The 20,381-nt window shown below is 69.4% G+C and carries 23 protein-coding genes; 16 read left to right on the plus strand and 7 right to left on the minus strand.

Features of this window, described 5'->3' with window-relative positions; genetic code table 11:
- The 3 genes from rfbB to SLNSH_RS17235 form a co-directional block, all read right to left on the minus strand.
- The coding region (rfbB, locus tag SLNSH_RS17225; protein WP_106338257.1) for a dTDP-glucose 4,6-dehydratase at positions 1-867 on the minus strand (867 nt) is incomplete at its 3' end.
- 15 nt (positions 868-882) lie between these two features.
- Positions 883-1,437, minus strand: coding sequence for a dTDP-4-dehydrorhamnose 3,5-epimerase (gene rfbC, locus SLNSH_RS17230; RefSeq protein ID WP_106338258.1), 555 nt, complete (start codon positions 1,435-1,437; stop codon positions 883-885).
- A gap of 90 nt (positions 1,438-1,527) precedes the next feature.
- Complete coding sequence (locus SLNSH_RS17235; RefSeq protein ID WP_146140292.1) at positions 1,528-2,280, minus strand: helix-turn-helix transcriptional regulator; 753 nt, start codon at positions 2,278-2,280, stop codon at positions 1,528-1,530.
- A 315-nt stretch (positions 2,281-2,595) separates the two neighbouring features.
- Between SLNSH_RS17235 and SLNSH_RS17240 the strand changes: the two genes are divergently transcribed.
- A complete protein-coding gene (locus tag SLNSH_RS17240; protein ID WP_106338260.1) occupies positions 2,596-2,991 on the plus strand; it encodes a VanZ family protein in 396 nt (131 codons plus the stop codon).
- 15 nt (positions 2,992-3,006) lie between these two features.
- On the opposite strand, the gene SLNSH_RS17245 is transcribed toward SLNSH_RS17240, so the two are convergent.
- Both SLNSH_RS17245 and SLNSH_RS25595 read right to left on the minus strand, forming a co-directional pair.
- Positions 3,007-3,537, minus strand: a complete 531-nt coding sequence (locus tag SLNSH_RS17245) for a methylated-DNA--[protein]-cysteine S-methyltransferase (RefSeq protein WP_106338261.1) — start codon at positions 3,535-3,537, stop codon at positions 3,007-3,009.
- A gap of 14 nt (positions 3,538-3,551) precedes the next feature.
- Positions 3,552-3,674 (minus strand): hypothetical protein, encoded by a 123-nt coding sequence (locus SLNSH_RS25595; RefSeq protein ID WP_280954483.1) that lies wholly within the window; start codon positions 3,672-3,674, stop codon positions 3,552-3,554.
- Positions 3,675-3,749: 75 nt separating this feature from the next.
- On the opposite strand from SLNSH_RS25595, the gene SLNSH_RS17250 reads away from it, so the two are divergent.
- The 3 genes from SLNSH_RS17250 to SLNSH_RS17260 are packed head-to-tail and all read left to right on the plus strand — an operon-like array spanning position 3,750 to position 4,537.
- Positions 3,750-3,953 (plus strand): hypothetical protein, encoded by a 204-nt coding sequence (locus SLNSH_RS17250; RefSeq protein WP_106338262.1) that lies wholly within the window; start codon positions 3,750-3,752, stop codon positions 3,951-3,953.
- 42 nt (positions 3,954-3,995) lie between these two features.
- A complete protein-coding gene (locus SLNSH_RS17255; protein ID WP_106338263.1) occupies positions 3,996-4,292 on the plus strand; it encodes a hypothetical protein in 297 nt (98 codons plus the stop codon).
- A gap of 41 nt (positions 4,293-4,333) precedes the next feature.
- Positions 4,334-4,537 carry a hypothetical protein gene (locus SLNSH_RS17260; RefSeq protein ID WP_106338264.1) on the plus strand — a complete coding sequence of 68 codons (204 nt, stop codon included), beginning with the start codon at positions 4,334-4,336 and terminating at the stop codon, positions 4,535-4,537.
- 6 nt (positions 4,538-4,543) lie between these two features.
- Here the strand turns inward: SLNSH_RS17260 and SLNSH_RS17265 are convergent, their stop codons facing one another.
- Positions 4,544-4,873 (minus strand): hypothetical protein, encoded by a 330-nt coding sequence (locus SLNSH_RS17265; protein WP_106338265.1) that lies wholly within the window; start codon positions 4,871-4,873, stop codon positions 4,544-4,546.
- A gap of 298 nt (positions 4,874-5,171) precedes the next feature.
- Between SLNSH_RS17265 and SLNSH_RS17270 the strand changes: the two genes are divergently transcribed.
- Positions 5,172-6,665: a VWA domain-containing protein gene (locus tag SLNSH_RS17270; RefSeq protein ID WP_158266796.1), complete on the plus strand. Its 1,494-nt coding sequence runs from the start codon at positions 5,172-5,174 to the stop codon at positions 6,663-6,665.
- Positions 6,666-6,714: 49 nt separating this feature from the next.
- Here the strand turns inward: SLNSH_RS17270 and SLNSH_RS17275 are convergent, their stop codons facing one another.
- Positions 6,715-7,341, minus strand: a complete 627-nt coding sequence (locus SLNSH_RS17275) for a BA14K family protein (RefSeq protein WP_146140293.1) — start codon at positions 7,339-7,341, stop codon at positions 6,715-6,717.
- Positions 7,342-7,588: 247 nt separating this feature from the next.
- Here SLNSH_RS17275 and SLNSH_RS17280 point away from each other — a divergent pair, with 247 nt between their 5' ends.
- The 11 genes from SLNSH_RS17280 to SLNSH_RS17330 all read left to right on the plus strand — a co-directional run bounded on the left by SLNSH_RS17280 (position 7,589) and on the right by SLNSH_RS17330 (position 20,380).
- Positions 7,589-10,120 (plus strand): cation-translocating P-type ATPase, encoded by a 2,532-nt coding sequence (locus SLNSH_RS17280; RefSeq protein WP_106338268.1) that lies wholly within the window; start codon positions 7,589-7,591, stop codon positions 10,118-10,120.
- Between the two features lie 146 nt (positions 10,121-10,266).
- Complete coding sequence (locus SLNSH_RS17285) at positions 10,267-10,620, plus strand: hypothetical protein (RefSeq protein WP_106338269.1); 354 nt, start codon at positions 10,267-10,269, stop codon at positions 10,618-10,620.
- Positions 10,621-10,763: 143 nt separating this feature from the next.
- Positions 10,764-11,471, plus strand: a complete 708-nt coding sequence (locus SLNSH_RS17290; protein WP_158266797.1) for a FecR family protein — start codon at positions 10,764-10,766, stop codon at positions 11,469-11,471.
- 66 nt (positions 11,472-11,537) lie between these two features.
- Entirely contained in the window at positions 11,538-13,652 is a 2,115-nt protein-coding gene (locus SLNSH_RS17295) for a CHASE2 domain-containing protein (RefSeq protein WP_106338271.1), read from the plus strand.
- Positions 13,653-14,854: 1,202 nt separating this feature from the next.
- Positions 14,855-15,619 carry a hypothetical protein gene (locus SLNSH_RS17300; protein ID WP_158266799.1) on the plus strand — a complete coding sequence of 255 codons (765 nt, stop codon included), beginning with the start codon at positions 14,855-14,857 and terminating at the stop codon, positions 15,617-15,619.
- A complete protein-coding gene (locus tag SLNSH_RS17305) occupies positions 15,619-16,341 on the plus strand; it encodes an acetate--CoA ligase family protein (RefSeq protein ID WP_106338272.1) in 723 nt (240 codons plus the stop codon). The genes SLNSH_RS17300 and SLNSH_RS17305 overlap by 1 nt, the downstream gene beginning before the upstream one ends.
- Before the next feature lie 94 nt (positions 16,342-16,435).
- Positions 16,436-16,702: a thiamine pyrophosphate-binding protein gene (locus SLNSH_RS25735; protein ID WP_106338273.1), complete on the plus strand. Its 267-nt coding sequence runs from the start codon at positions 16,436-16,438 to the stop codon at positions 16,700-16,702.
- A 21-nt stretch (positions 16,703-16,723) separates the two neighbouring features.
- Positions 16,724-16,981, plus strand: a complete 258-nt coding sequence (locus SLNSH_RS24630; RefSeq protein WP_146140294.1) for a hypothetical protein — start codon at positions 16,724-16,726, stop codon at positions 16,979-16,981.
- Positions 16,903-17,868 carry a thiamine pyrophosphate-dependent enzyme gene (locus SLNSH_RS24635; protein ID WP_146140295.1) on the plus strand — a complete coding sequence of 322 codons (966 nt, stop codon included), beginning with the start codon at positions 16,903-16,905 and terminating at the stop codon, positions 17,866-17,868. The genes SLNSH_RS24630 and SLNSH_RS24635 overlap by 79 nt, the downstream gene beginning before the upstream one ends.
- A 351-nt stretch (positions 17,869-18,219) precedes the next feature.
- A complete protein-coding gene (locus SLNSH_RS17325; protein WP_106338274.1) occupies positions 18,220-19,209 on the plus strand; it encodes a hypothetical protein in 990 nt (329 codons plus the stop codon).
- 37 nt (positions 19,210-19,246) lie between these two features.
- Positions 19,247-20,380: a hypothetical protein gene (locus tag SLNSH_RS17330; protein ID WP_106338275.1), complete on the plus strand. Its 1,134-nt coding sequence runs from the start codon at positions 19,247-19,249 to the stop codon at positions 20,378-20,380.
- Position 20,381 lies beyond the last annotated feature (1 nt).

Below are 20,381 nucleotides of genomic sequence, written 5' to 3' on the forward strand. Positions count from 1 at the left end.
CGGGCGGTCGGCCACATAGGTCACCAGCCGCTCGTGCGGGCCGCCTTCCGGCCGCAAGCGGTCGAAAGCGGCGCAGAGCGCCTTCACCACCTGGATGTTGGCGCGCTCGGAGCGCGAGCCCACCAGGTAGGTCTCGCCCACCCGCCCGCGCTCCAGGATGGCGCAGAGCGCCCGGGCGTGGTCCTCCACGTGGATCCAGTCGCGCACGTTGAGGCCGTCGCCATAGACGGGCAGCGGCTTGCCGGCGAGCGCGTTGAGGATCATCAGCGGGATCAGCTTCTCGGGGAATTGCCGCGGCCCGTAGTTGTTGGAGCAGTTGGAGACCAGCACCGGCAGCCCGTAGGTCTCGCCCCAGGCGCGGGCCAGGTGGTCGGAGGCCGCCTTGGAGGCCGAATAGGGCGAGCGCGGGTCGTAGCGGCTCTCCTCCGTGAAGAAGCCCTCCGGGCCGAGCGAGCCGTAGACCTCGTCCGTGGAGACGTGCAGGAAGCGGAAGGCGTCCTTGCCGGCCGCGGGCAGGCCGTCCCAGTAGGCGCGCGCGGCGTCCAGCATGGCCTGCGTGCCGACCACGTTGGTGCGCACGAAGGCGCCGGGGCTCGTGATGGAGCGGTCCACGTGGCTCTCGGCCGCCAGGTGCATGATGGCGTCCGGCCGGAACTCGGAGACCAGCACGCGCATGCGCGGGGCGTCGCAGATGTCCGCCTCCACCAGCCGGTGCCGCCGGTCCTGCGCCAGGGGCGCGAGCGACAGCGGGTTGGCCGCATAGGTCATGCCGTCAACGGTGAGCACCTCGTGGCCGAGGTCCTGCACCAGGTGGAGCACGAGGGCGGAGCCGATGAAGCCGCAACCGCCGGTGACCAGAACGCGCATCGCCAATCCTTCACGTCATTCGAAAACGGGGCCGAGCGCCGCCAGGCGCGGCGCGGCGCGGTCCTTGTCGGACAGCACGGCGGCGTCCGCCGCCACCGGCCACGGGATGCCGAGCTCCGGGTCGTCCCAGGCCAGGCTGCGGTCGTGCTCGCGGCTGTAATAGGCGCTGACCTTGTAGGCCACCATGCAGTTCGGCTCGAGCGTGCAGAAGCCGTGGGCGAAGCCGGCCGGGATATAGAGCTGCTCGCCTGTCTCGGCATCGAGCCGCACGGCCACGTGGCGTCCGAAGGTCGGCGAGGAGCGCCGCAGGTCGACCGCCACGTCCAGGATGGCCCCGGCCAGCACGCGAACGAGCTTGGCCTGGGCGAAGGGCGCGAGCTGGAAATGCAGCCCGCGCACGGTGCCGGGATGGACGGAGAAGGATTGATTGTCCTGGACGAAATCGTCCGTCACGCCCGCGGCCGCGAGGGAATCACGGCGAAAAGTCTCGGCGAACCAGCCGCGGTCGTCGCGGAAGGCGACAGGGCGGACGAGCCGGAGCCCTTGGAGATCCAATGGCTCGATCTTCATGCTCTCAAACGCCTCCTGTCGGCCTAACTCAAATCAGGTTTCCCCTTTCCAAATACATGCGATCACCGTTTGGGTAAATGCGGGCGTCGCTCACCGGGTCCGCGGGATCGCCGCGAGCTGGCTCCCCAGCATGGCCACGAGATGGGTGCGGCTGCGGGCCCGGGTCATGCGCATGATGCTGCGCAGGTGCACCTTCACGGTGCTCTCGCACAGGTTCAGCTCGTGCGCGATCACCTTGTTGGGCTTGCCGCGGCACAGCGCCTCCAGCACGTCGCGCTGCCTGCGCGTGAGGGTGGGGATGATGTCCGCGGGCGCGCCCGCGGGCGAGGGCGCGAGCGCGAGGGCGCCCCAGGCGGGCGACGCGGGCTGGGACGCGAGCGCCACGAGCGCGGTCGAGGGCGCGTAGGTGCCGCCCGCCAGCACGAGGCGCATGACGCTCACGAGCACGTCCAGGCCGATGTGGTCGGGCGCGACCGCAGGCGCGCCGGCCGCCACGGCCGCGGCGAACGCCTCGGCGTCGGACTCGCGGCACAGGGCGATGATGAGCGCGTGATCGCCATAGGCGCGCCGCAGGGCGCCGATCTCGGCCGCGACGCCGTCGCCGGACTGATCGGAGTTCAGGAGGATCAGCGGCTTGCCGTCCGGCGCGGCGGGGGCGGCGACGATGGCCTCCTCGGGTTTCGGAAAGGACTGGACGCTTCGGGCCAGCCGGGCTTCCTCGACGGCCTGGACCAGGTGATCACGCAGGATCTTCCGCCGTTCGATGACCAGGACGTCGACGTCAGTCGGCCCCCAGTTCATCGCGATGGCGCTGGACAAGTCAGGTTTGGAAGAAACATTCACGGCTTGAAGCTCCGTATAAATCGAGAGACGTTCGCCCTGAACCTGCTGCAAACGATCGGCCGCTTGCGGATGACCCGATCGGGAACGCGTAATTCGCGCAGCGTGTCTTTATGAGAAACAGCACTTCTAGGTTGCAATGTTGATCCTGATCACGTTTCGGTCGCACTAATCGCCAATTGTCTCCATTTGCGCCACGTCCTCCCTCTCCTGGCCGAAATCACGCCGCTCGTTTTGCCGAGTTGACGTCGCGAAACGCCGGCGCTTTACCTCCACCCTGGCGCGCCCTTCCGGGGCGGCTGCTTGGCCGGAGACGGAATGACCGAGTTCAACCCCACCCTGGGCCGCGCCGCCGTTCGTCGCCGCGCGTTGCTCGCGGCATGCCTGCTCACGGTGATCGTGGCCCTCTCCGTGGCTCCCGCAGCCGACCGGCCACATACCGGCGCGCCAGGCCAACTCGAGCACCTCTTGGCCTATGCGGGCGTGGCGTTCCTGCTGACCTTCGGCGACCCGGCCCGACGGCGCATGGCTTGGTTCGCGACCCTGGTCGCGCTCTCGGGCGCACTTGAGATTGCGCAGTTGTCCATTCCAGGCCGGCACGCGCAGGTGATCGACTGGCTGGCCAGTTCGGCCGGCGCTGGGCTCGGGGCGCTCGCGGCCGCCACGGCCGGGACCATGCTGGCCCGGAGAACGCGGTCCAGAGCCGCGGAATGAGCCACGGCGGGCTGGTCAGTCCTGGCGGTCGAACAAAGTGGGGCCCTCCCCCATGTAGCCCTCGATCTCCAGCAGCTTGAGCTTGGAGCGCGCCCCGCCTGGGGCGGAAAAGCCGCCGGCCCGGCCGGATGCGGCCAGAACCCGGTGGCAGGGGACGATCAACGGAACCGGGTTGCGACCCAGGGCCTGCCCCACCGCGCGCGCGGCGTCCGGCGCGCCGACGGCCCGGGCCACCTCGCCATAAGTCATGGCCCGCCCGGCGGGGATCCTGCGGGTGACAGCGTAGACCTGCCTGTCGAAGGCCGGGAGTTCGGCCCAATCGACCTCGATCCAGCCAAGGTCGGTTCGCGTCCCAGCGAGCAGCGCGGTCATGGCCTGGACCGCGCGCCCCACCCACTCCGGAGCGCCTTGGCCCGGTTCATCGTCCTGGGCCTTGCGCGCCGACGCCGGGCCTGCCGCATTCGGGAGCCGGACGGCGCGCACGCCCCGATCCGACCACGTCATGGCGCAGGGCCCGATGGCTGTGTCGAAGCGCGTGACCTGCATCGCCGGCGCCCGCGCTATTTCGCGCCGTCGTCCTGGCACGACTTGTAGGAGCCGTGCGGGCGAAGGTCGAAGCAATGGCCGCACCCGGACAGCGCCATGGCGAGGCTCACGATGCAGGCGAAGGCCAGCCCCTTCATGCGCCTCTCCTTCTGGTTGCGGCGTTCACCCTTCATTAACCATGTGGTGCTTGCCTCCGGTCCAGAGGAAAAAGCATGCACGACAAGATTGCAACGCCTGCGGGCCGCTTCGATATGGCGGTCGCGCCACCCCCCTCCCCCATCCTGGAGGAGACCGTCCGCCAGCCGCTGCCGCCCTATCTGGTCCGGCTCGTGCACCTCATGGACAGGATCGAGCGCCGGGAAAGCGAGCCGTGCCCGCCGCCCAGGCCGCCGCTCTCGGTATCGCCAGGCCCGTGAATGGCTGTAAGCTCGGGGACCCACGATCCCGGAGCCTGGACCATGAGCGCAAGGACCGGTTGGGCGACCCTGGCCGCCCTCCTGCTCGCGACGCCGGCGTCGGCGCTGGACGAGCCCATGGTATGGCGGGACGACACCGGCTGCGCCTACCTGCTGACGCCCCAGGGCGGCATCGCGCCCAGGCTTCGCCGCGACGGCGCGCCGGATTGCCCGGACAGCGCGGCGCGCCTGTCGCTCGGCTCGCCCATCATCTCCGATCAGGCGATGCGCGACATGCAACGAGGCCTGGAAGCCCTTCGACGGGATCTCGACAAACTGGGCGACCGCCTGCGGCGCTGAGATCCCCGGAACAGCTTGAACGCGAGCGGCGTTCTCGAAGCATGCTGCGCTTTTTCCGTCACCCGCTGCACCGGGCCACCATCGTCGTCATCGTATGCGGCGGATTACTGGGCTACGAGGCGCCGCGCCTGGCGACGGAGCCGAACGCCACCGCGGCCGTGCTGACCGCGGTCGCCATTCTGGGGCTCTGCTACGTGGCGTACCGCGCCTACGAGGCGCGACGGCGCCGATCCGAGGGACGCTGAGCCTGCTCAGGCGCTGGCGCGCGTCTTCGCATCCGCCGCGGGAGCGGCCGGGGACGCGGCAGCCCGCTCGTCCATGCGCTCTGATATCTCCATGGCCGAGCGCAGGGCGGCGACCATCTGGTCCGTCGCCTCGCCCAGGTCGACCTCGTGCCCGGACGCCCGGGCCGCCGCGTTGGGCGGGGTGCTTCGGACGAGCGAGAGCGTGACGCCGACGCCCGTCAGCATCCAGGCCCCGATGAAAGCGTCGACGACGGCCGTCATCCACCCCCAGCTCAAGCCCACGGCGAAACCCGCCGCTCCGCCGACCACCGCGAGGACCGCCCATGCCGCCGCCATCACTCAATCCTTTCCGCCAAACGGGCGTGAAGACCACCCGCGCACGCCGCGCCGTCACCGTCGTTATGGGTACACGTTAGGGGCGGCATGGTTACCGGCGGGTAACTTTGAAGAGCGCGTCTCGAGCAATGCGGCGATTGAATGACCGTCGCCAGTCGCCATGGTTAAGGAGCCGTCTCTCCCACCATCTTCGCCTTGACCCAATCCGGTCCAAACTGGGATGGTTTTTCTACTTGAAGTTGCACGGTTTGCTAATCGCCTCCTGGCAAACTCGCGCTAAGGTTGCATGGAGGCGACAATGCTCAATTTGGCCGCCCGGCGTTTCTGGAAGCGCGACGAAGGGTCGTTCGCGCCCGCGTTCGCTCTGTCCCTTGCAGCGCTGCTGAGCGCCGTGGGCGTGAGCGTCGACTACACACGCTCCGTCACCCTGCGGGCACGGCTCCAGGCTGCGACGGACAGCGCCGCCCTCAACCTGAGCAAGGAAGCCGCGCAGCTGACTGACGCCCAGTTGCAGGCCAGAGCGGAAGAACTCGTCGCCACCGGCCTCAGCGGCGCCAGCTATATCGCCCTCAAGCTGTCGCTCACCAAGGGCGCAGGGGTGTTGAACCTGCAGACGACCGCAACACAGAAGACCACCGTGTCCGGGCTGTTCGCCGTGCACACGGTCGATGTGGCGGCCGCCTCCATCGCCCAATGGGGCATCGGCAAGGTCGAGGTCGCGCTGGTGCTGGACAACACGGGCTCGATGGCCGGGACGAAGCTCACCAACCTGAAAACCGCGGCCAAGTCGCTGATCGACCAGCTCGGCAAGGCCCAGAACGACCAGCAGCTCGTGAAGGTGGGCATCGTGCCCTTTTCCATGACGGTGAACGTCGGCGGCGCGTACCAGAACGCGAGCTGGATGGACACGAAGGCGCTCTCGCCCATCCACGGCGAGATCTTCACCAGCGCGGCGAACCGGTTCGACCTGTTCAACAAGATGGGGGTGGCCTGGGGCGGGTGCGTGGAGAGCCGTCCAATGCCCTACGACGTCCAGGAAACGCCGCCTTCGCAGGCCACGCCGGCGACCCTGTTCGTGCCCTTCTTCGCGCCCGACGAGCCCGATTCGGGCGGCGCCTACTACAACAACTATCTCTCGGACGCGTCCGGAACCTCCACCTGGCGCGACCGGCAGGGCGATCCGCGCAAGTACACCAAGGCCCCGAAGAGGGGCACGAACAGCGTGGGCTATACCTATGGCCCCAACGCCGGCTGCGCCCTGGCGCCCATCACCCGGCTGACAAACAACCTGGACAGCGCGAAAACCGCCATCGACCAGATGGTGGCGGTGGGCGACACCAACATCGCCATGGGCCTCGCCTGGGGCTGGCACGTGCTCTCGCCCAACGCCCCCTTCGCCGACGGGGCGGCGTATGGGACGAAGGACCTCACCAAGTTCGCAATCCTGATGACGGACGGCGACAACACCAACACGGACACGAGCAACGCCGACGACAGCATCTATTCCGGCATCGGCTATATCTGGCAGAACCGGCTCGGCATCAGCAGCGGCACGGCGGGCCAGCGCCAGACGGCCATGGACAACCGGCTCAAGACGCTGTGCTCCAACATGAAGGCGCAGGGGGTCCAGCTCTTCACTGTCCGGGTGGAGGTGACCACCGGCAGCAGCAGCCTGCTCCAGAGCTGCGCCAGCGATCCGAGCATGTTCTACAACGTCGCCAACTCGGCCGACCTGACGAGCGTGTTCAGCCAGATCTCGGCCAAGATCGCCAAGCTGCACCTCGCCATGTGAGGGAGACGGGGCGAGCGGCCTGCGGCATGACGCTTCTCCCGGACCGCCATCAGCGGCAGGCCATCACCTTGCCGTCGTAGCTCCGGTAGGTGTGGGTCTGGGCGTTGTACGTGCGGTAGCGCGTGCAGCGGGGTCCTCCGGCCGGAGCAGCGGACGCGACCCTGAGGCGCCGGTGAGAGGCTCGCGGCGCTTCGCTTTTCTCCGTCGCGTCGGACCGCGCTGAGCCGCGGACCTGCACGGCAGGCGCATCCTGGCGGGGCGCCGCGGCGGACGAGAGTGATGTCGGCTCGGAGGCCTGCTCGGTGTTCGGCGACGCCACAGGAGCCGACACGGCGGCCAAGACCTGCGGCGGGGCTGCCTGCGGCGGACTCGGGGACGGGGTGGAGGCCGGGACGGACGTGGCGTTCGCGACCGGGATCGAGACGACCTGAACGGATCGGGTGGGGATCAGGGGCGGGTTCCCGCCCAGTACGGCGCCCGTCGTGAAGTCCATGGCCTTCGGCTGCTGCGGCGACGCGGGCTGCTGTGGGGCGCTTGCACGGGCCATCACCACGGCCGGGGTCAGCGCGGGCGGCAGCGTCTTCGGCGGTTCTGGAGCGGCAACGACAGGTTGTTGAAGGCGGGCGGCGGCGAGCGGCTGAATCTCCGAGCCGGACTGATAAACACGGCCGACCATAATCAAGCACATCCCAAGAATTGCGGCCCAGAAAAGCCGGAGGAAGGCGCTTCCATCCAGGCCGGCCCGCTGGGCCGCTGGCGACGAGATTGTACTCGTAGACTGCCTGTCCGCTCTGATCCGGATCGTCATGCTCGACGCTCCTTTCCTCGAGGACTTGCGCCTACGCTAGACTCATGCAAGCCGACACACAACCTTCTGATTCGCGCCCTATTCTGTGCGCGTTCGAACGGACATAGCCGACGCCATGACACGGGCGACCTCCCCCGTAGGACTCAGCGCCGAGGAGGCGGCCGCGCGCCTGCGTCGTGACGGTCCCAACGAGTTGCCTCGCCCCGAGCGGCGAACCCTCCTCCGCATCATCCGCGACGTCCTGAGCGAACCCATGCTGGCCCTGCTGGCCGGGGGCGGGCTGGTGTATCTCCTGCTGGGAGACACGGTCGAAGCGCTCGTGCTCAGCGTGTTCGCGACCCTGTCCATCGTGATCACCATCGTGCAGGAGAGCCGCACCGAAAGGGTGCTCGAGGCTCTTCGCGACCTCACCAGCCCACGTGCCCTGGTGATCCGGGGCGGGACGCGAACGCGCATCCCGGGGCGGGAGGTGGTGCGCGGCGACCTCATCCTCCTGGCGGAGGGTGACCGCGTGCCGGCGGACGCCCTGCTGGCGGAGTCGTCCGACCTTCAGGTCGACGAGTCGCTGCTCACGGGCGAATCCGTCCCCGTGCGCAAAAAGACCGGGTCGGGCGAGGAGCCCTTCTCCAGTCGTCCCGGTGGGGACGACCTGCCGCAAGTGTTCTCGGGATCGCTGGTGGTGCGAGGCTCGGGACTGGCGGAGGTCACGGCCACGGGCGCGGACAGCGAGATCGGTCGCATCGGCGCCTCCCTGGGCGGCCTGGAGACCGAGGCTCCCCGCCTGCAGACCCAGACGCGGCGCGTGGTGCGGGCCTTCGCCGCCGCCAGCGCCGCCGTCTGCCTGCTGGTGGTGGCCATCTACGGCGTGGCGCGAGGCAGCTGGCTGGACGGCTTCCTGGCCGGCATCGCCCTCGGCATGTCACTGCTGCCGGAGGAATTCCCGGTGGTGCTCGCCGTGTTCATGGCGATGGGGGCCTGGCGCATCTCGCGCGCCCGGGTGCTCACCCGACGGGCCGCGGCGATCGAGTCGCTCGGCGCCGCCACCGTGCTGTGCACGGACAAGACCGGCACGCTCACCGAGAACCGGATGAGCATCGCGGAGATCCGCCTGCCCGACGGCGGCGCGCACGCGCCCGCCTCCGCGAACCCGCGGGTGCGAGCGGTGATCGAGACGGGCATGCTGGCGAGCGCCCCGCGCCCGAGCGACCCCATGGAGCTGGCCTTTTTCAGGCTCGGCGTCGAGCGCGCGGCCCCGGCGGAGCTTGCGCGCTCCTATCCGCTGCGGCCGGACCTCCTCGCGATGACCCAGGTGTGGCGGACCCCCGACCGTCCGGAGCAGGTGGCCGCCGCCAAGGGCGCGCCCGAGGCCATCGCCCGCCTGTGCGGGCTCGCGCCCGACCAGGCGCAGGCGGTTGCGGCCGGGGCCGAGGCCATGGCGGCCGAGGGCCTGCGGGTTCTCGGCGTGGCCCGCGCCGTGAGCCCGAGCGGCCCCTTGCCGGAGAGCCAAACGGGGTTCCGATTCGCATTCCTGGGCCTCGTCGGCCTGGCGGACCCGCTGCGCCCGGCCGTGCCCGCCGCGGTGGCCGAGTGCCGCGCAGCCGGCATTCGGGTGGTGATGATCACCGGCGACTACCCGGCCACGGCGCGCACCATCGCCCGGCAGGCCGGCATCGACGGAGACTGCCTCCTCGCGGGGGACGAACTCTCCACCCTCGATGACGCGGCCCTGCGGGACCGGGCGCGGGCGGCGACGGTCTTCGCCCGCATCATGCCGGAGCAGAAGCTTCGGATCGTTCAGGCCCTCAAGGCCAACGGCGAGGTCGTGGCCATGACGGGCGACGGCGTGAACGATGCTCCCTCGCTCAAGGCGGCGCATATCGGCATCGCCATGGGCGGACGCGGAACCGACGTCGCGCGGGAGGCGGCCGCCCTGGTGTTGCTCGACGACGACTTCGGCAGCATCGCCGCCGCCGTGCGGCTTGGGCGGCGAATCTACGACAACCTCCGCAAGGCGATGGGCTTCATCTTCGCCGTCCACGTGCCGATCGCGGGCCTCACGGTGGCCCCTCTCATGCTTGGATGGCCGCCGCTGTTCGGGCCGGTGCACATCGCCGTGCTGGAGATGGTGATCGACCCCATCTGCTCCCTCGTTTTCGAGGCCGAGCCGGAGGAAGACGACGTCATGCGCCGGCCGCCGCGTGATCCGGCGGCGCCCCTGTTCACGCCCGCGTTGATCGGCTGGGGCCTGCTGCAGGGCGGGCTGGCCTTCGTGGCCACCGCCGGCGCGGTCTGGACGGCGTCCGCCAGGGGCATGGGTCCCGACGAAGTGCGCGCCGTCGCCTTCGTGTCGCTGGTTCTGTCGATCCTGGCGCTCGTGTTCGTGAACCGCTCGTTCTCCGCGTCCCTGCTCAATGCGGTGCGGCGGCCCAGCGCCGTCCTGCTGGCCGTCCTCGCCGCGACGGCGTCCACCCTGTCGGCCCTGCTGCTCTGGCCGGCCCTGCGATCGCTGTTCCGTTTCGCCCCCCTCCACCCCGACGACCTCGGCGCCGCCGCGGCGAGCGCCATCGCCCTGCTCCTCGCCCTGGAGGCTCTGAAAAGGGGGTGGAGCCGGGTTGGCGTGGGGAGGGCTTCGACCATCCGCCCCTAGCGTGAGCGCGGCGGGCGAAGGTGGACCTTCGAACCGACAGCAATACCCAGTCCGGCCGATGTGCGATTCAGCACATGATGAAGATGACGGATCGATAAGGATCAGAAGGCGGATCGTTGATTCGCCTTACAAATAAGGAACGTTACATGAAAAAGCTGGTCATTCCTGCCGTCTTGATCTTTTCATCTTTCGCGATGACATCGGCCTATGCCGCCGAAGCCATGTTTGGTGGCGGGATCAGGATCGACGGCAGCGGAGTACAGCCGTTCGCAGGCGGCTCCACCGGAAGCAGGGGCGGGTCCGGAGCCGGCATCGGAGCCGGCGGGGGGCTCGGCATCGGCGGCGGACATGGCCTGGCGGCCGGCGCCGGCGCGGGAAGCTCCGTCTCCTACCTCGGCCCCAGCGCGTCGGCCGGCCTGGGCGCCGGCGCGGGGCTGGGCGGTTCCGGCGGTGGCCTGGCTGCAGCCGGCGGTCTGGCGGGCGGCCTGCGTCTCCGCTAATGGGTCGGGGGACGGCCTTTCGGGGCCGTCCCCTCCAGCAACGAGTTCCCCCGATGAAGCGGAGATGGGCGGCAGGATTTCTGGCCGCGACGATTGCAAGCGCATCCGTTCCCCGGACGAGCCAGGCAGACCAGGGCATCGGAGTGGCGCATGTTCAAGCAACAGCCGTCACGAGCGCCCTGCCAGGACAGGCGCCTGCGCCGGTTCAGAACAACGACAAGGTTGTTTCCGAGGCGACAATCGAGACGGACGCGCGGGGCCAGGTGGATATCCGCTTTCTGGACGAGACGCGCCTCACGCTCGGGCCGTCATCGCGGGCCAAGCTCGACCGGTTCGTTTACGCCCCCCGAGGCGGCTTTCTCGACTTCGCCGTGGACGCTTCCCGGGGCGTCTTCAGTTTCGTCACCGGCCGATCGTCGCACGAAGCCTATCGGCTGAGGACGCCCGTCGCCACGATCGGGGTGCGCGGCACCGCTTTCGTCTTCCGGGTGCGCGATGGCCAACTGTCCATGGACGTCAGCCAGGGGCGCGTCCTGGTCTGCCCCAACCGCCGAGGCGACTGGAAATGCCAGTCCGTGCCAGCCGGCCGCGGCGTCCGGGTCACGCCGAAAGGCGCCCGGCTCGGCGGCCTGAATAATCTGGCGCTTCCAATAGGGCGCATCCGAACCCCGGCGCTTCCAGGCACGGGCCCTTTCCTCTCGCCGCTGCGGAACGGCCTCCCCGCCGGGAGCCTGACCCCTGGGCTGGCGCCCGTGGCGCCCACCTCGCCTTTGGAGCCCGCCCCCTTGGAACAGCGTCTCCCGTCCATCCAGCCGCCGGTTCGGCTGCCGTCCGGAGGGCTGCTGCGCTAAGCGGGACGGCAGGGCTCGCACGCACCTCCATGTGGGCGAACATCGCTCGAAGCGGCCCTCCAGGGAATGATCACTCCTCCATCTCGGATCTTGGAAAGACGAGCCGACGTGCCCCTTCGTCTTTGGATCGGACGACTTGCCGACGCTGTGGCCATCGCCGTCCCGCTGGCGATAGGGATCTCCCTCTGCCTCGTGGAACCGCAGCCGCTGAAGGCGGTCCGGGACATTCTGTTCGACCGCTACCAGCAACTTGCGCCGCGATCATGGGACGCCCAAGCGCCGGTCCAGATTGTGGACATCGACGACGAATCGCTCGCGCGCCTGGGGCAATGGCCATGGCCCCGCGATCGAATCGCCAAGCTCATCGCAACGTTGCGGGACGCCGGCGCAGCGACAGTCGTCTTGGACATGCTGCTGGCGGAGCCGGATCGCACCTCGCCGGAGCGCGCTCTGAGCGAGCTGCCGCCCCTTCCGGAGCGGGACGCTCTGATCTCCGCCCTGGCCTCACTCGCCCCCTCTCACGACCAAACCCTGGCGGACGCCCTGCGCAGCACAGGCGCCGTGGTCGGAACCGTGCTGACCGATGCCTCCTTCCAGAAGCCTCCCGTCTTGTCGGGTCTCGCGATTGCCGGCGATGATCCCAGGCCATCTCTTCCGGCGTTCAAGGGCGCGATCGCTCCATTGCCGCGGCTCAGCGACGCCGCAAAGGGCGTTGGCGCCCTGAACTGGATTCCGGACCGCGACCTGGTGGTCCGCACGGCGCCGCTCGTGTTCAGGGTCGGGACGGTGGTGGTTCCCTCCCTGGGCCTTGAGGCGCTTCGCGTCGCCGCCGGCGCGCCTTCGATCCTGATCCGATCCTCGAAGGCCGGGGGGCTTCCTGGCCGGGGCGCGGCGGAGATGGATGCGGTTCGTGTCGGCGACCTGACGATTCCGACCGAAGCCTCTGGCGCCTTTCGAGTGCGCTATGCGGGCCCCAAGCCGGAGCGGCACTCTCCTGCCTGGCAGGCGCTGTCCGGCGCAGCGGCGCCGGACCGTTTCCGAGGCAAAATCGTGCTGATCGGATCCACCGCCGCCGCGCTCGCCGACACCCGCGCGACTCCGCTGGACGCAGCGGCTCCGGGGGTCGACATCCATGCCGAGATCATCGAGCAAGCCCTGAGCGGAATCAGCCTGCAACGGCCCGACTGGGCGCGCGGCGCAGAGGCGGCCGCATGCCTCCTCCTCGCTCTGTCGGGATGGCTGTTCGGCCGCCATCTGCGCCCCCTGGGGGGCGCCTTGGGCTCCCTCGCCCTCCCTGTCGCAGCGGCCGCAGGCAGTTGGTTCGCGTTCAGCGACCTCGGACTGCTGCTGGATCCGACAATTCCTGCAGCCACGGGCGCGCTTGCCTATGGCGCCGTGACCGTGCTGGCCTATCGCAGCACCGAGCACGCCCGCGCCAGCGTTCGCGAAGCCTTTGGCCGCTACGTTGCGCCTGTCATAGTCGAGCGTCTGGCGCGAGACCCCAGCCGCCTTCGGCTCGGCGGCGAGAACCGCGAGATCACCGTTCTATTCGCGGATCTGCGTGGTTTCAGCTCTTTGTCGGAACGCCTGAGCTCAGAGGACGTCGTCCATTTCCTGAACACGTTGCACACCCCGCTGACCCAAGCGGTTCTTGCGAACAGCGGCGCCATCGACAAGTACCTGGGAGACGGGCTGATGGCCATCTTCAACGCCCCGATGGACGACCACCAGCACGTCCACCACGCCTGTCGGGCGGCTTTGGACATGCAGGCCTGCCTCGAATCCGTCCAAGCGGACCTGCCCGAGCGGATCCGCGCCGCGCTTGAACCCGGGTCGTTGCAGCTGGGCGTCGGCATCGCCACCGGGAGAGCCAACGTCGGCAACATCGGATCGGCGATGCGCTTCGACTATTCCGCGGTTGGCGACGTCGTCAATGTGGCGGCGCGGCTAGAGGAATTGACCAAGAGCTTCGGGGTGTCGATCGTGGTCAGCGAAGCAGTGGCGATCGGCGCGGAAGGCGCCTTTCGATGTCGTCCTCTTGGCTTCGGCTCGCTCCGAGGACGCGCCGAACGGGTGGCCATTCATGCGCTTGAGGGCGAGGCCCCAGAACGACAGCCTTTACGCGTCGGACCTCGCGGTCCCCTCGGGCGGCGTGCAATCTCGGACGGCGCGGACGACTGACCGCGTCGCAGGCTGCGAAGGGCCACGTGCTGCTCCGCTGCAGCCAGGCGCCGTTAGGGCGGGCGGGAAGGCGGGCGGCGGAGGTGGGCCAAGAGCTCGAAGACCGGCACGCCCGCAACGAGCCGGTTCTCGACTGCGAGGCGGCGCGGGATGAGCGGCTCGGCCAAGCTGCCGGCGCCGGGCCGCCAGCGCGGCGCAGGCCCCGCTAACGTTCTTGCCGGCGGCTTGGGGTTAGTCGCCGGCAGGGCCGGACGAGGGCGCGGCGGCGCTCCCGATCCGTCCCCGCCTGGGCCGATTGAGATCGGCTCGCCCAGCGCCGGCTCGCGCTTCAACGGCGGGCGGCACGGGCCCGGCGCAAGTTCGCCCGAGGCCGGCGCCAGCAGGGCGGCCCGCGCCGAACCACCCGCTGACTGGCTTGGTTTGTCCCAAGCGACCGCGGGCGCGGCGGCGGACGCTCCCACGGTCGCGGCGGGGGCGCAGCCGCATTGGCTTCGTTTGGCCGGCGCGGCCCCGGAGCTCGGCGGCCGAGCCGGGGCCTCGCCAGCGAGACCGCCGCGGCTCATTATACTCTCCCGATCGCGTCAACCAGTCACGGCGAGACCCGGCGCGCCCGACTGCTCGCCCGGGCGCGCGCCCCGCGGCCCGGGCGTGCCCGGCGGGCCAGCTCGACGCCCGGCCGCGCGACCCGGCGTCCCGTTCAGTTGCTCAGGACGGCCCAGGACGAGGTCCCCGCTGGCGGAGCTGCGCCAGCGCAACCGCTTCGGCTGCGCGGGCGCGTCGCGCGCGATGGGCGTAACGGTCGAGCGTGAGGGCCAGCTTAAGGTCCGCGTCCGGCGCGGCTAGCACGCGCGCCAGCGCAGTTTTGCAAGCTCGGGTCAGGTCGAGCCAGGCGGCGAGCCTGCGCGCCGCGACGCGGACGGGCGCCGGCGCGCCGGGGCCGGCCAGGGCGGCGGCGAGAGCCTGCTGATCGGCGCTCGCCGGGTCGGTGGCGGCGAGTTGCAGGGCGCACAGGCCGTGCTTGAGGGCGTTGCGCCGCGCCCGCGCCTTGCCCTCGGCCGTGCGCGGCCCGATGCTGCGCTGCGCATTGCCCGATTGGCGGCGATCTGCCGGGCGCTCGCCATCTCACGCTCCACGCGCATGCCGGCCCGCGGCCCACGGGGCGGCTGCGGTGGGGGCGGCGCAGGGCCCAGAGCCAGCGGTCCTTGCCGTGGCGTTACATCGTGTCGGCCGGCAACCAGGCCGTGCTCGGCATCGAGGACTACATTCACGGCTTCCTGGCCGACCCCGAGGTCAAGGTGATCGGCGTGTTCCTGGAAGGCCTGCGCGACGCGCCGGCCTTCCACGAGGCAGCGCTCGCCGCGGCGGAGCGGGGCGTGCCGGTTGTCGTGCTCAAGGGGGGCGTGACGGCCGTGGGCGCCCGCCTCGCCATGAGCCACACCAGTTCGCTGGCTGGCGCCGACGCTTTCTACGACGCCCTGTTCCGGCGTGTCGGCGTGATCCGCTGCGCCACCCTGCCGGAGTTTGAGGAGACTCTAAAGCTCGTCGCCGTCTGGGGCGCGAAGCCGGGCCGGCGGCTGGTCGCCTTCTCCTCGTCAGGAGGCGACTCCAGAATGGCGGCGGACTTCGCTACCCAGGCGGGCCTCGAACTGCCGCAGCCCACGGCGGAGCAGACCGCCGCTGTACTTTCGGAGCTTCCGCCCTATGGCCAGGTCTCGAACCCGCTCGATTTCACCGCCGTGATGTGGGGCGCGCGCGAGCCGCTGGCGCGCGCCTTCACGGCTCTTATGCGCGAAGGCGCCGACAAGGCCGTGCTCGTGGTCGATCACCCGCAGCAGGCGGAAGGCGTCAGCCCCGCCGTGGAGGCCATGATCCAGGCGCCGGAACAGGCCTCGGAGACGACCGGCGTCCCCGGCGCTGTCTCCAGCGTCAATCCGGAATCCATCCCGCCCGCCATGCGCGCGCGCTGATGCGGGCCGGGCTGGCGCCCCTGCAGGGGCTGCACGACGCCATGCGGGCCATCAACGGCGCGGCGGTCCACGCCGAATGGCGCGCCAGCCTCGCGTCGCGCGGCCGCCCGGCCCCGCTGGCCGGGGTCGGCCCGCTCGAGGAGCGGACCGGCCGCTTCCGGGACGAGGCTCAGGGCAAGGCGGCGCTGGCCGCCCACGGCCTGCGCACGCCGGAGGGCCGCGTCGTTGGGTTATCAGAGGTGGCCGCCGCTGCCCGGGGCCTCGGCGGGCTGGTGGTGGTCAAAGGCTTGCACGAGAAGCTGGCGCACAAGACCGAGGCTGGCGCCATGGCGCTCGGGCTGGAGACGGCCCAAGCCGCGCAGGACGCGGCCCGGCGCATGGTCGGGACGGTTGCGACGCGTGATCCCTCCATCCGGCTCGAGCGCTTCCTGGTCGAGCGCATGCTGCCGCACCCGGTTTTGGAGACGCTCGTCGGGATCCAGCGCGATCCGCAATTCGGCCTCACCCTCACGATCGGGGTCGGGGGTGTGCTGGTGGAGCTTATCGGCGAGGTCACGACGCTGCTGCTGCCGGCCGGACGCGACGACATTGTCGCGGCGCTGACACGCGGCGCCTTAGGTCGTCTTATGCAAGGCTACCGTGGGCGGCCCGCGGGCGATCTCGAAGCCGCCGCATCCGCGGTGGAAGCCATTGCGGGCTACGCCGTCGCGCAGGGCGACTAACTGATCGAGCTCGACGTGAACCCCTTGATGGTGATGCCCGCCGGCGAAGGCGCCGTGCTGCCGATGCGCTGGTCCGGGTCGCCGGGGGGCGCGCATAAGCGAGACCGGCTGCACTGTCGGCGAGGCACTGGTCCAGCGGCTCTCGGAACACGGCGTCGACACTGTTTTCGGCATTCCGGGGCTCCATACGCTGGCCTTTTACCGGGGCCTCGCGGGCAGCGCGATCCGTCACGTGACCCCGCGGCACGAGCAGGGCGCGGGTTTCATGGCGGACGGCTACGCCCGCGCCAGCGGGCGGCCCGCCGCCTGCGTTTTGACCAGCGGGCCGGGAATGACCAATGCGGCAACAGCCCTGGCTTAGGCCTATTCGGATTCGAGCCCGGTGCTGGCGCTATCCAGCGTGAGCGCCCGGGGAGACCTCCCGCTCGATTCGGGGCAGCTGCACGAGTTGCAGAACCAGTCCAACGCCATCGCGCCGCTGGTGGCCTGGAGCCGGACTGCGCTAACCCCGGGCGCCGCGCCCAGGCTGCTCGACCGCGCCTTCGCGCAGTTCGCCGACCCGTGCTGCTGCTGGGTGGCGGCGCGGTCAATGCTGCCGCCGAGGCCCTCGAACTCGCCCGACGCCTTGGCGCAGTGGTGATGACCACAGTCGCCGGATCGGGCGTCCTGCCCGCCGACGATCCTTTGAGCGCGGGCGTCTGCCTGGCGACGAGCGCCGGACGCGAGGCGCTGGCCGCGGCCGACCTCGTCATTGCCGCCGGAACCGAGTTGGCCGAAACGCACCATTGGACGGACAGCCTCCCCATTGTCGCGCCTCTGATCCGCATCGATCTGGACCTGGCCGAACTCACCGATCGCGAGGCTGAGGTCGCTCTTCAATCGGATGCCACCCTGGCGTTTCAGGCACTCTGTGACGCGCTGCCGGAGGGGGTCTCCGACCTCGACGAGGCTTCGAGCCCGGCCGCCGCCGTGCGCCGGCTGGTCCGCGACGCGCAGCGCGGGCTAGCCCCCGACCGAGTGGCGCTTCTGGACGCGCTGCGTGGGGGGCTGCCGCGCGACGCCATCCTAGCCACGGACATGACGAAGCTCGCCTATACAGCCTGCTCGGTCTTTCCATCCTACGCGGCCAGGCGTTTTCTGCATCCCAGCGGGTACGGGACCTTGGGCTTCGCGCTGTCGGCGGCCATTGGTGCCGCGATCGCCTGTCCGGATCGGGCGGTAGTCGCAATTATCGGCGATGGCGGCCTGCAATTCACGCTTCCGGAACTCGCCTGCGCGGCCGAACTGGGCCGCGCTCTCGTCGTGCTCGTGTATGACAACAACGGAAACGGCATGATCCGGGACGGAATGGAGCGGGCCAACATTCCGGCAATCGGCGTCGATCCGAGCGGCCCCAACCTAGCCTTGGTCGCGCGGGCCTTTGACGCGATCTATCTGGAGGCCGCAGACCCGGCATCGCTCGCCTCGGCAATAGGAAAGGCCGTCCAGCATCCTGGCCTTTCGCTTGTTCGTTTCAGGGATGCCTAGGATTCTCCCAGAAAGGACACTGCGGTGAGAACCTGGCCAGCCTGAGCCGCTCGCCATCTCTCCCCCGACAAGTTCGCGAACACGACCTATATCGGCGAAGAATATACCTTTGTTCCGGCCCCGAAGGTTCGATTTGCAGGCGGACGCGCGCCGGGTAATGCAGCGAGCTGTTGTGCTGCCGTCAATGCCCCGCCTGGTCAAGCGTGGTGCGTTGCCCGCCATAAGCGGCTCTATCAAGTTCGGGGCTGACCGCGGAAACCGATTTAGCTAGTATTTGCTCGCTCTGCGGGTAAAGTCAGGCGTATTTCGCGCACTGGACGAAGCATGGCAAGGTCTGAGGAGTAAGGGCCATTGCACGCGAGATCAGATGCGGGTTGGTCAGGATTTGTCAGGACCTGGGCGCTGTCGGCCGCCGCCGCCATCGCTGTCGTTTACGGCCTCATTCTCGCCGTTGATCCGTATGACACGGGGCGTGTCCCCGGGCTCGGACTCGGGCGCACGCGCGAGCAGGCACCGCGCACCGCTCACGCCAGTCGCGCGCGCGACCCGCAATTCGATGCGGCCATCATCGGCAATTCGCATGTCCAACTTTATAGCCCGGAGCGGCTGAACGCGCTCACCGGCTTCCACTTCGTCTCGCTGGCGACGCCGGCGACTGGAGTGCGCGAGCACAAGGCGCTGCTGGGTTATTTCCTGCAGCATCGCAAGACGCCCCCGAAAGCGGTGGTCATCGGCATCGATGATTTCGATTGTCGAAGCGGGCCAGGCGCTGAGCATCGCTTGCAGTCCGTCCCGTTCCCGTTCTGGCTTTACGCTCCCGATTTCCTGACCTATGCGCGGGGAATTTTCCGCACGAAAGCCATCGAGGACACGCTGGCGACCCTCATGGGCGGGACGAGGCCGCTGACGCTCGCCGGTCGCGATGGCTATTGGGACTACGAGGGCCAGAAGCTGTATGATGAACGAACCCGCGCCAGAGTGAACCGCAAGGCTAAATTGCCGCTTGCCGAGCAAGCCGGACCTTACCCGGGGCTGGACGTTCTCGCCGCGATGCTGGACGAGATCCCGTCCCAAACCCGAGTCGCCCTGGTGATCACGCCGATCCTTGCGGCCGTACAGCCGGATTCGGCTTCTCCTGCAGGCCTTGCGGAGGCCGCGTGCAAGGCCGCCATTGGGGCGCTTGCCCGTGCGCGGACGAATGTTGCGGCGCTGGATTTCCGAACCGACACTCCCCTCACTCGCGATGCCAAGGCATTCTGGGACGATTCCCACATCACCCAGAACACCGCCCGTGCTCTTGAGCCGGAGATCGCACGGGCGCTGGGCAACCCAGGCACTTGACGGTTTCGCCGCTTCAACCCGGCGGGCGAACCTTGGGTTGGACAAGTTCAACTTGATCGCGGGCGCGCGGCGGGCGATGGAGCGAGCCGTGATGGATTCCGTTCCCGTCAATTCGCGCGCGTGGCGCTCGATGCTGGCCCAGGCGGCCCTGGCGTTCGTGGGGCTCGTGGGCCTGACGGCGGCCTTCCTGCTGGCCTTCGATCCCTACGGCGCGGCGCCCTGGAGTGGGGGCAAGCCCCCTGCCCTCATGGATCTCAACCAGCGGTTCATGTACCCGCAGGTGGTTCGATCCCATCGCTTTGACTCGGCCGTGTTCGGCACTTCCACCATCCGGCTGCTGAATCCGGACCGCATCGACCAGTTGTTTGGGGTTCGCAGCGCCAACCTGGCGATGAATTCAGCGACGGCCTGGGAGCAGTCGCGCATCGCCGACCTCTTCCTGCGTGAAACGCCGCATCCCAAGCTCATCATCATGGGCCTCGATCCCCTCTGGTGCGAGGAGGACGCCGACAGCCCGGCGAAGCGCCTGACCTTCCGGGCGTTCCCGGACAGCTTCTATGACGACAACCGCTGGAACGACTGGCCGCACCTCTTCAACCTGAAAGGCCTCGAAGTAGCGTGGCGGCTCGCCGCGCACCAGTTCGGGCTGATGCGGGAGAGGCTCGGCGCCAACGGCTACGAGGTTTTCACGCCGCCGGAGAGTCAGTACGATCTGCAAAAGGCGCGCAGCCATATCTATGAGGGCGGGGGGCCACAATCGGCCCTTCGCCCGCCGGTACAGGTCAGTGGTGAGCAGCGAGCATCGTGGAGGTTCCCGGCCCTGGACTGGTTGTCGTCCCTCCTCGGCCGCCTGCCGCCCGAAACACGCGCAGTCCTGGTGTTCCCGCCCCGCCACGTCAACGGGCAGGATGCCGAGGGCAGCCTGGGCAAGGCGCGGGACGCCGAATGCAAGGCGAGGGTCGCCAAAGTGGCCGCCGGACGGGCAACGGTTGTAGACTTCCGGTTCCCCTCGGCCATTACGCGCCGCGATGAAAATTTTTGGGACAGTCTTCACTATCGCTTGCCCATCGCCGAGAGGATCGCGACGGGATTACACGAGGCCGTCAAAGGCGGCGGGGACCGTGATGGCGGCGTCTATCACGTCCTTGAGACAGCGCGCGCCGTGAACTGAG

The sequence above is a fragment of the Alsobacter soli genome, assembly GCF_003004785.1.
In the GTDB taxonomy this organism is placed as follows: Bacteria; Pseudomonadota; Alphaproteobacteria; order Rhizobiales; family Beijerinckiaceae; genus Alsobacter; species Alsobacter soli.

Bases quoted from the DNA above. Each gene is read 5' to 3' on its own strand.
- SLNSH_RS25595 (WP_280954483.1), bottom strand. From the start codon at position 3,674: ATGAAGGGGCTGGCCTTCGCCTGCATCGTGAGCCTCGCCATGGCGCTG.
- SLNSH_RS17295 (WP_106338271.1), top strand. From the start codon at position 11,538: ATGATCACTCCTCCATCTCGGATCTTGGAAAGACGAGCCGACGTGCCC.
- rfbC (WP_106338258.1), bottom strand. From the start codon at position 1,437: ATGAAGATCGAGCCATTGGATCTCCAAGGGCTCCGGCTCGTCCGCCCT.
- SLNSH_RS17305 (WP_106338272.1), top strand. From the start codon at position 15,619: ATGCGGGCCGGGCTGGCGCCCCTGCAGGGGCTGCACGACGCCATGCGG.
- SLNSH_RS17270 (WP_158266796.1), top strand. From the start codon at position 5,172: ATGCTCAATTTGGCCGCCCGGCGTTTCTGGAAGCGCGACGAAGGGTCG.
- SLNSH_RS17260 (WP_106338264.1), top strand. From the start codon at position 4,334: ATGCTGCGCTTTTTCCGTCACCCGCTGCACCGGGCCACCATCGTCGTC.
- SLNSH_RS17280 (WP_106338268.1), top strand. From the start codon at position 7,589: ATGACACGGGCGACCTCCCCCGTAGGACTCAGCGCCGAGGAGGCGGCC.
- SLNSH_RS17285 (WP_106338269.1), top strand. From the start codon at position 10,267: ATGAAAAAGCTGGTCATTCCTGCCGTCTTGATCTTTTCATCTTTCGCG.
- SLNSH_RS17240 (WP_106338260.1), top strand. From the start codon at position 2,596: ATGACCGAGTTCAACCCCACCCTGGGCCGCGCCGCCGTTCGTCGCCGC.
- SLNSH_RS17245 (WP_106338261.1), bottom strand. From the start codon at position 3,537: ATGCAGGTCACGCGCTTCGACACAGCCATCGGGCCCTGCGCCATGACG.
- SLNSH_RS17275 (WP_146140293.1), bottom strand. From the start codon at position 7,341: ATGGTCGGCCGTGTTTATCAGTCCGGCTCGGAGATTCAGCCGCTCGCC.
- SLNSH_RS17250 (WP_106338262.1), top strand. From the start codon at position 3,750: ATGCACGACAAGATTGCAACGCCTGCGGGCCGCTTCGATATGGCGGTC.
- SLNSH_RS17255 (WP_106338263.1), top strand. From the start codon at position 3,996: ATGAGCGCAAGGACCGGTTGGGCGACCCTGGCCGCCCTCCTGCTCGCG.
- SLNSH_RS17265 (WP_106338265.1), bottom strand. From the start codon at position 4,873: ATGGCGGCGGCATGGGCGGTCCTCGCGGTGGTCGGCGGAGCGGCGGGT.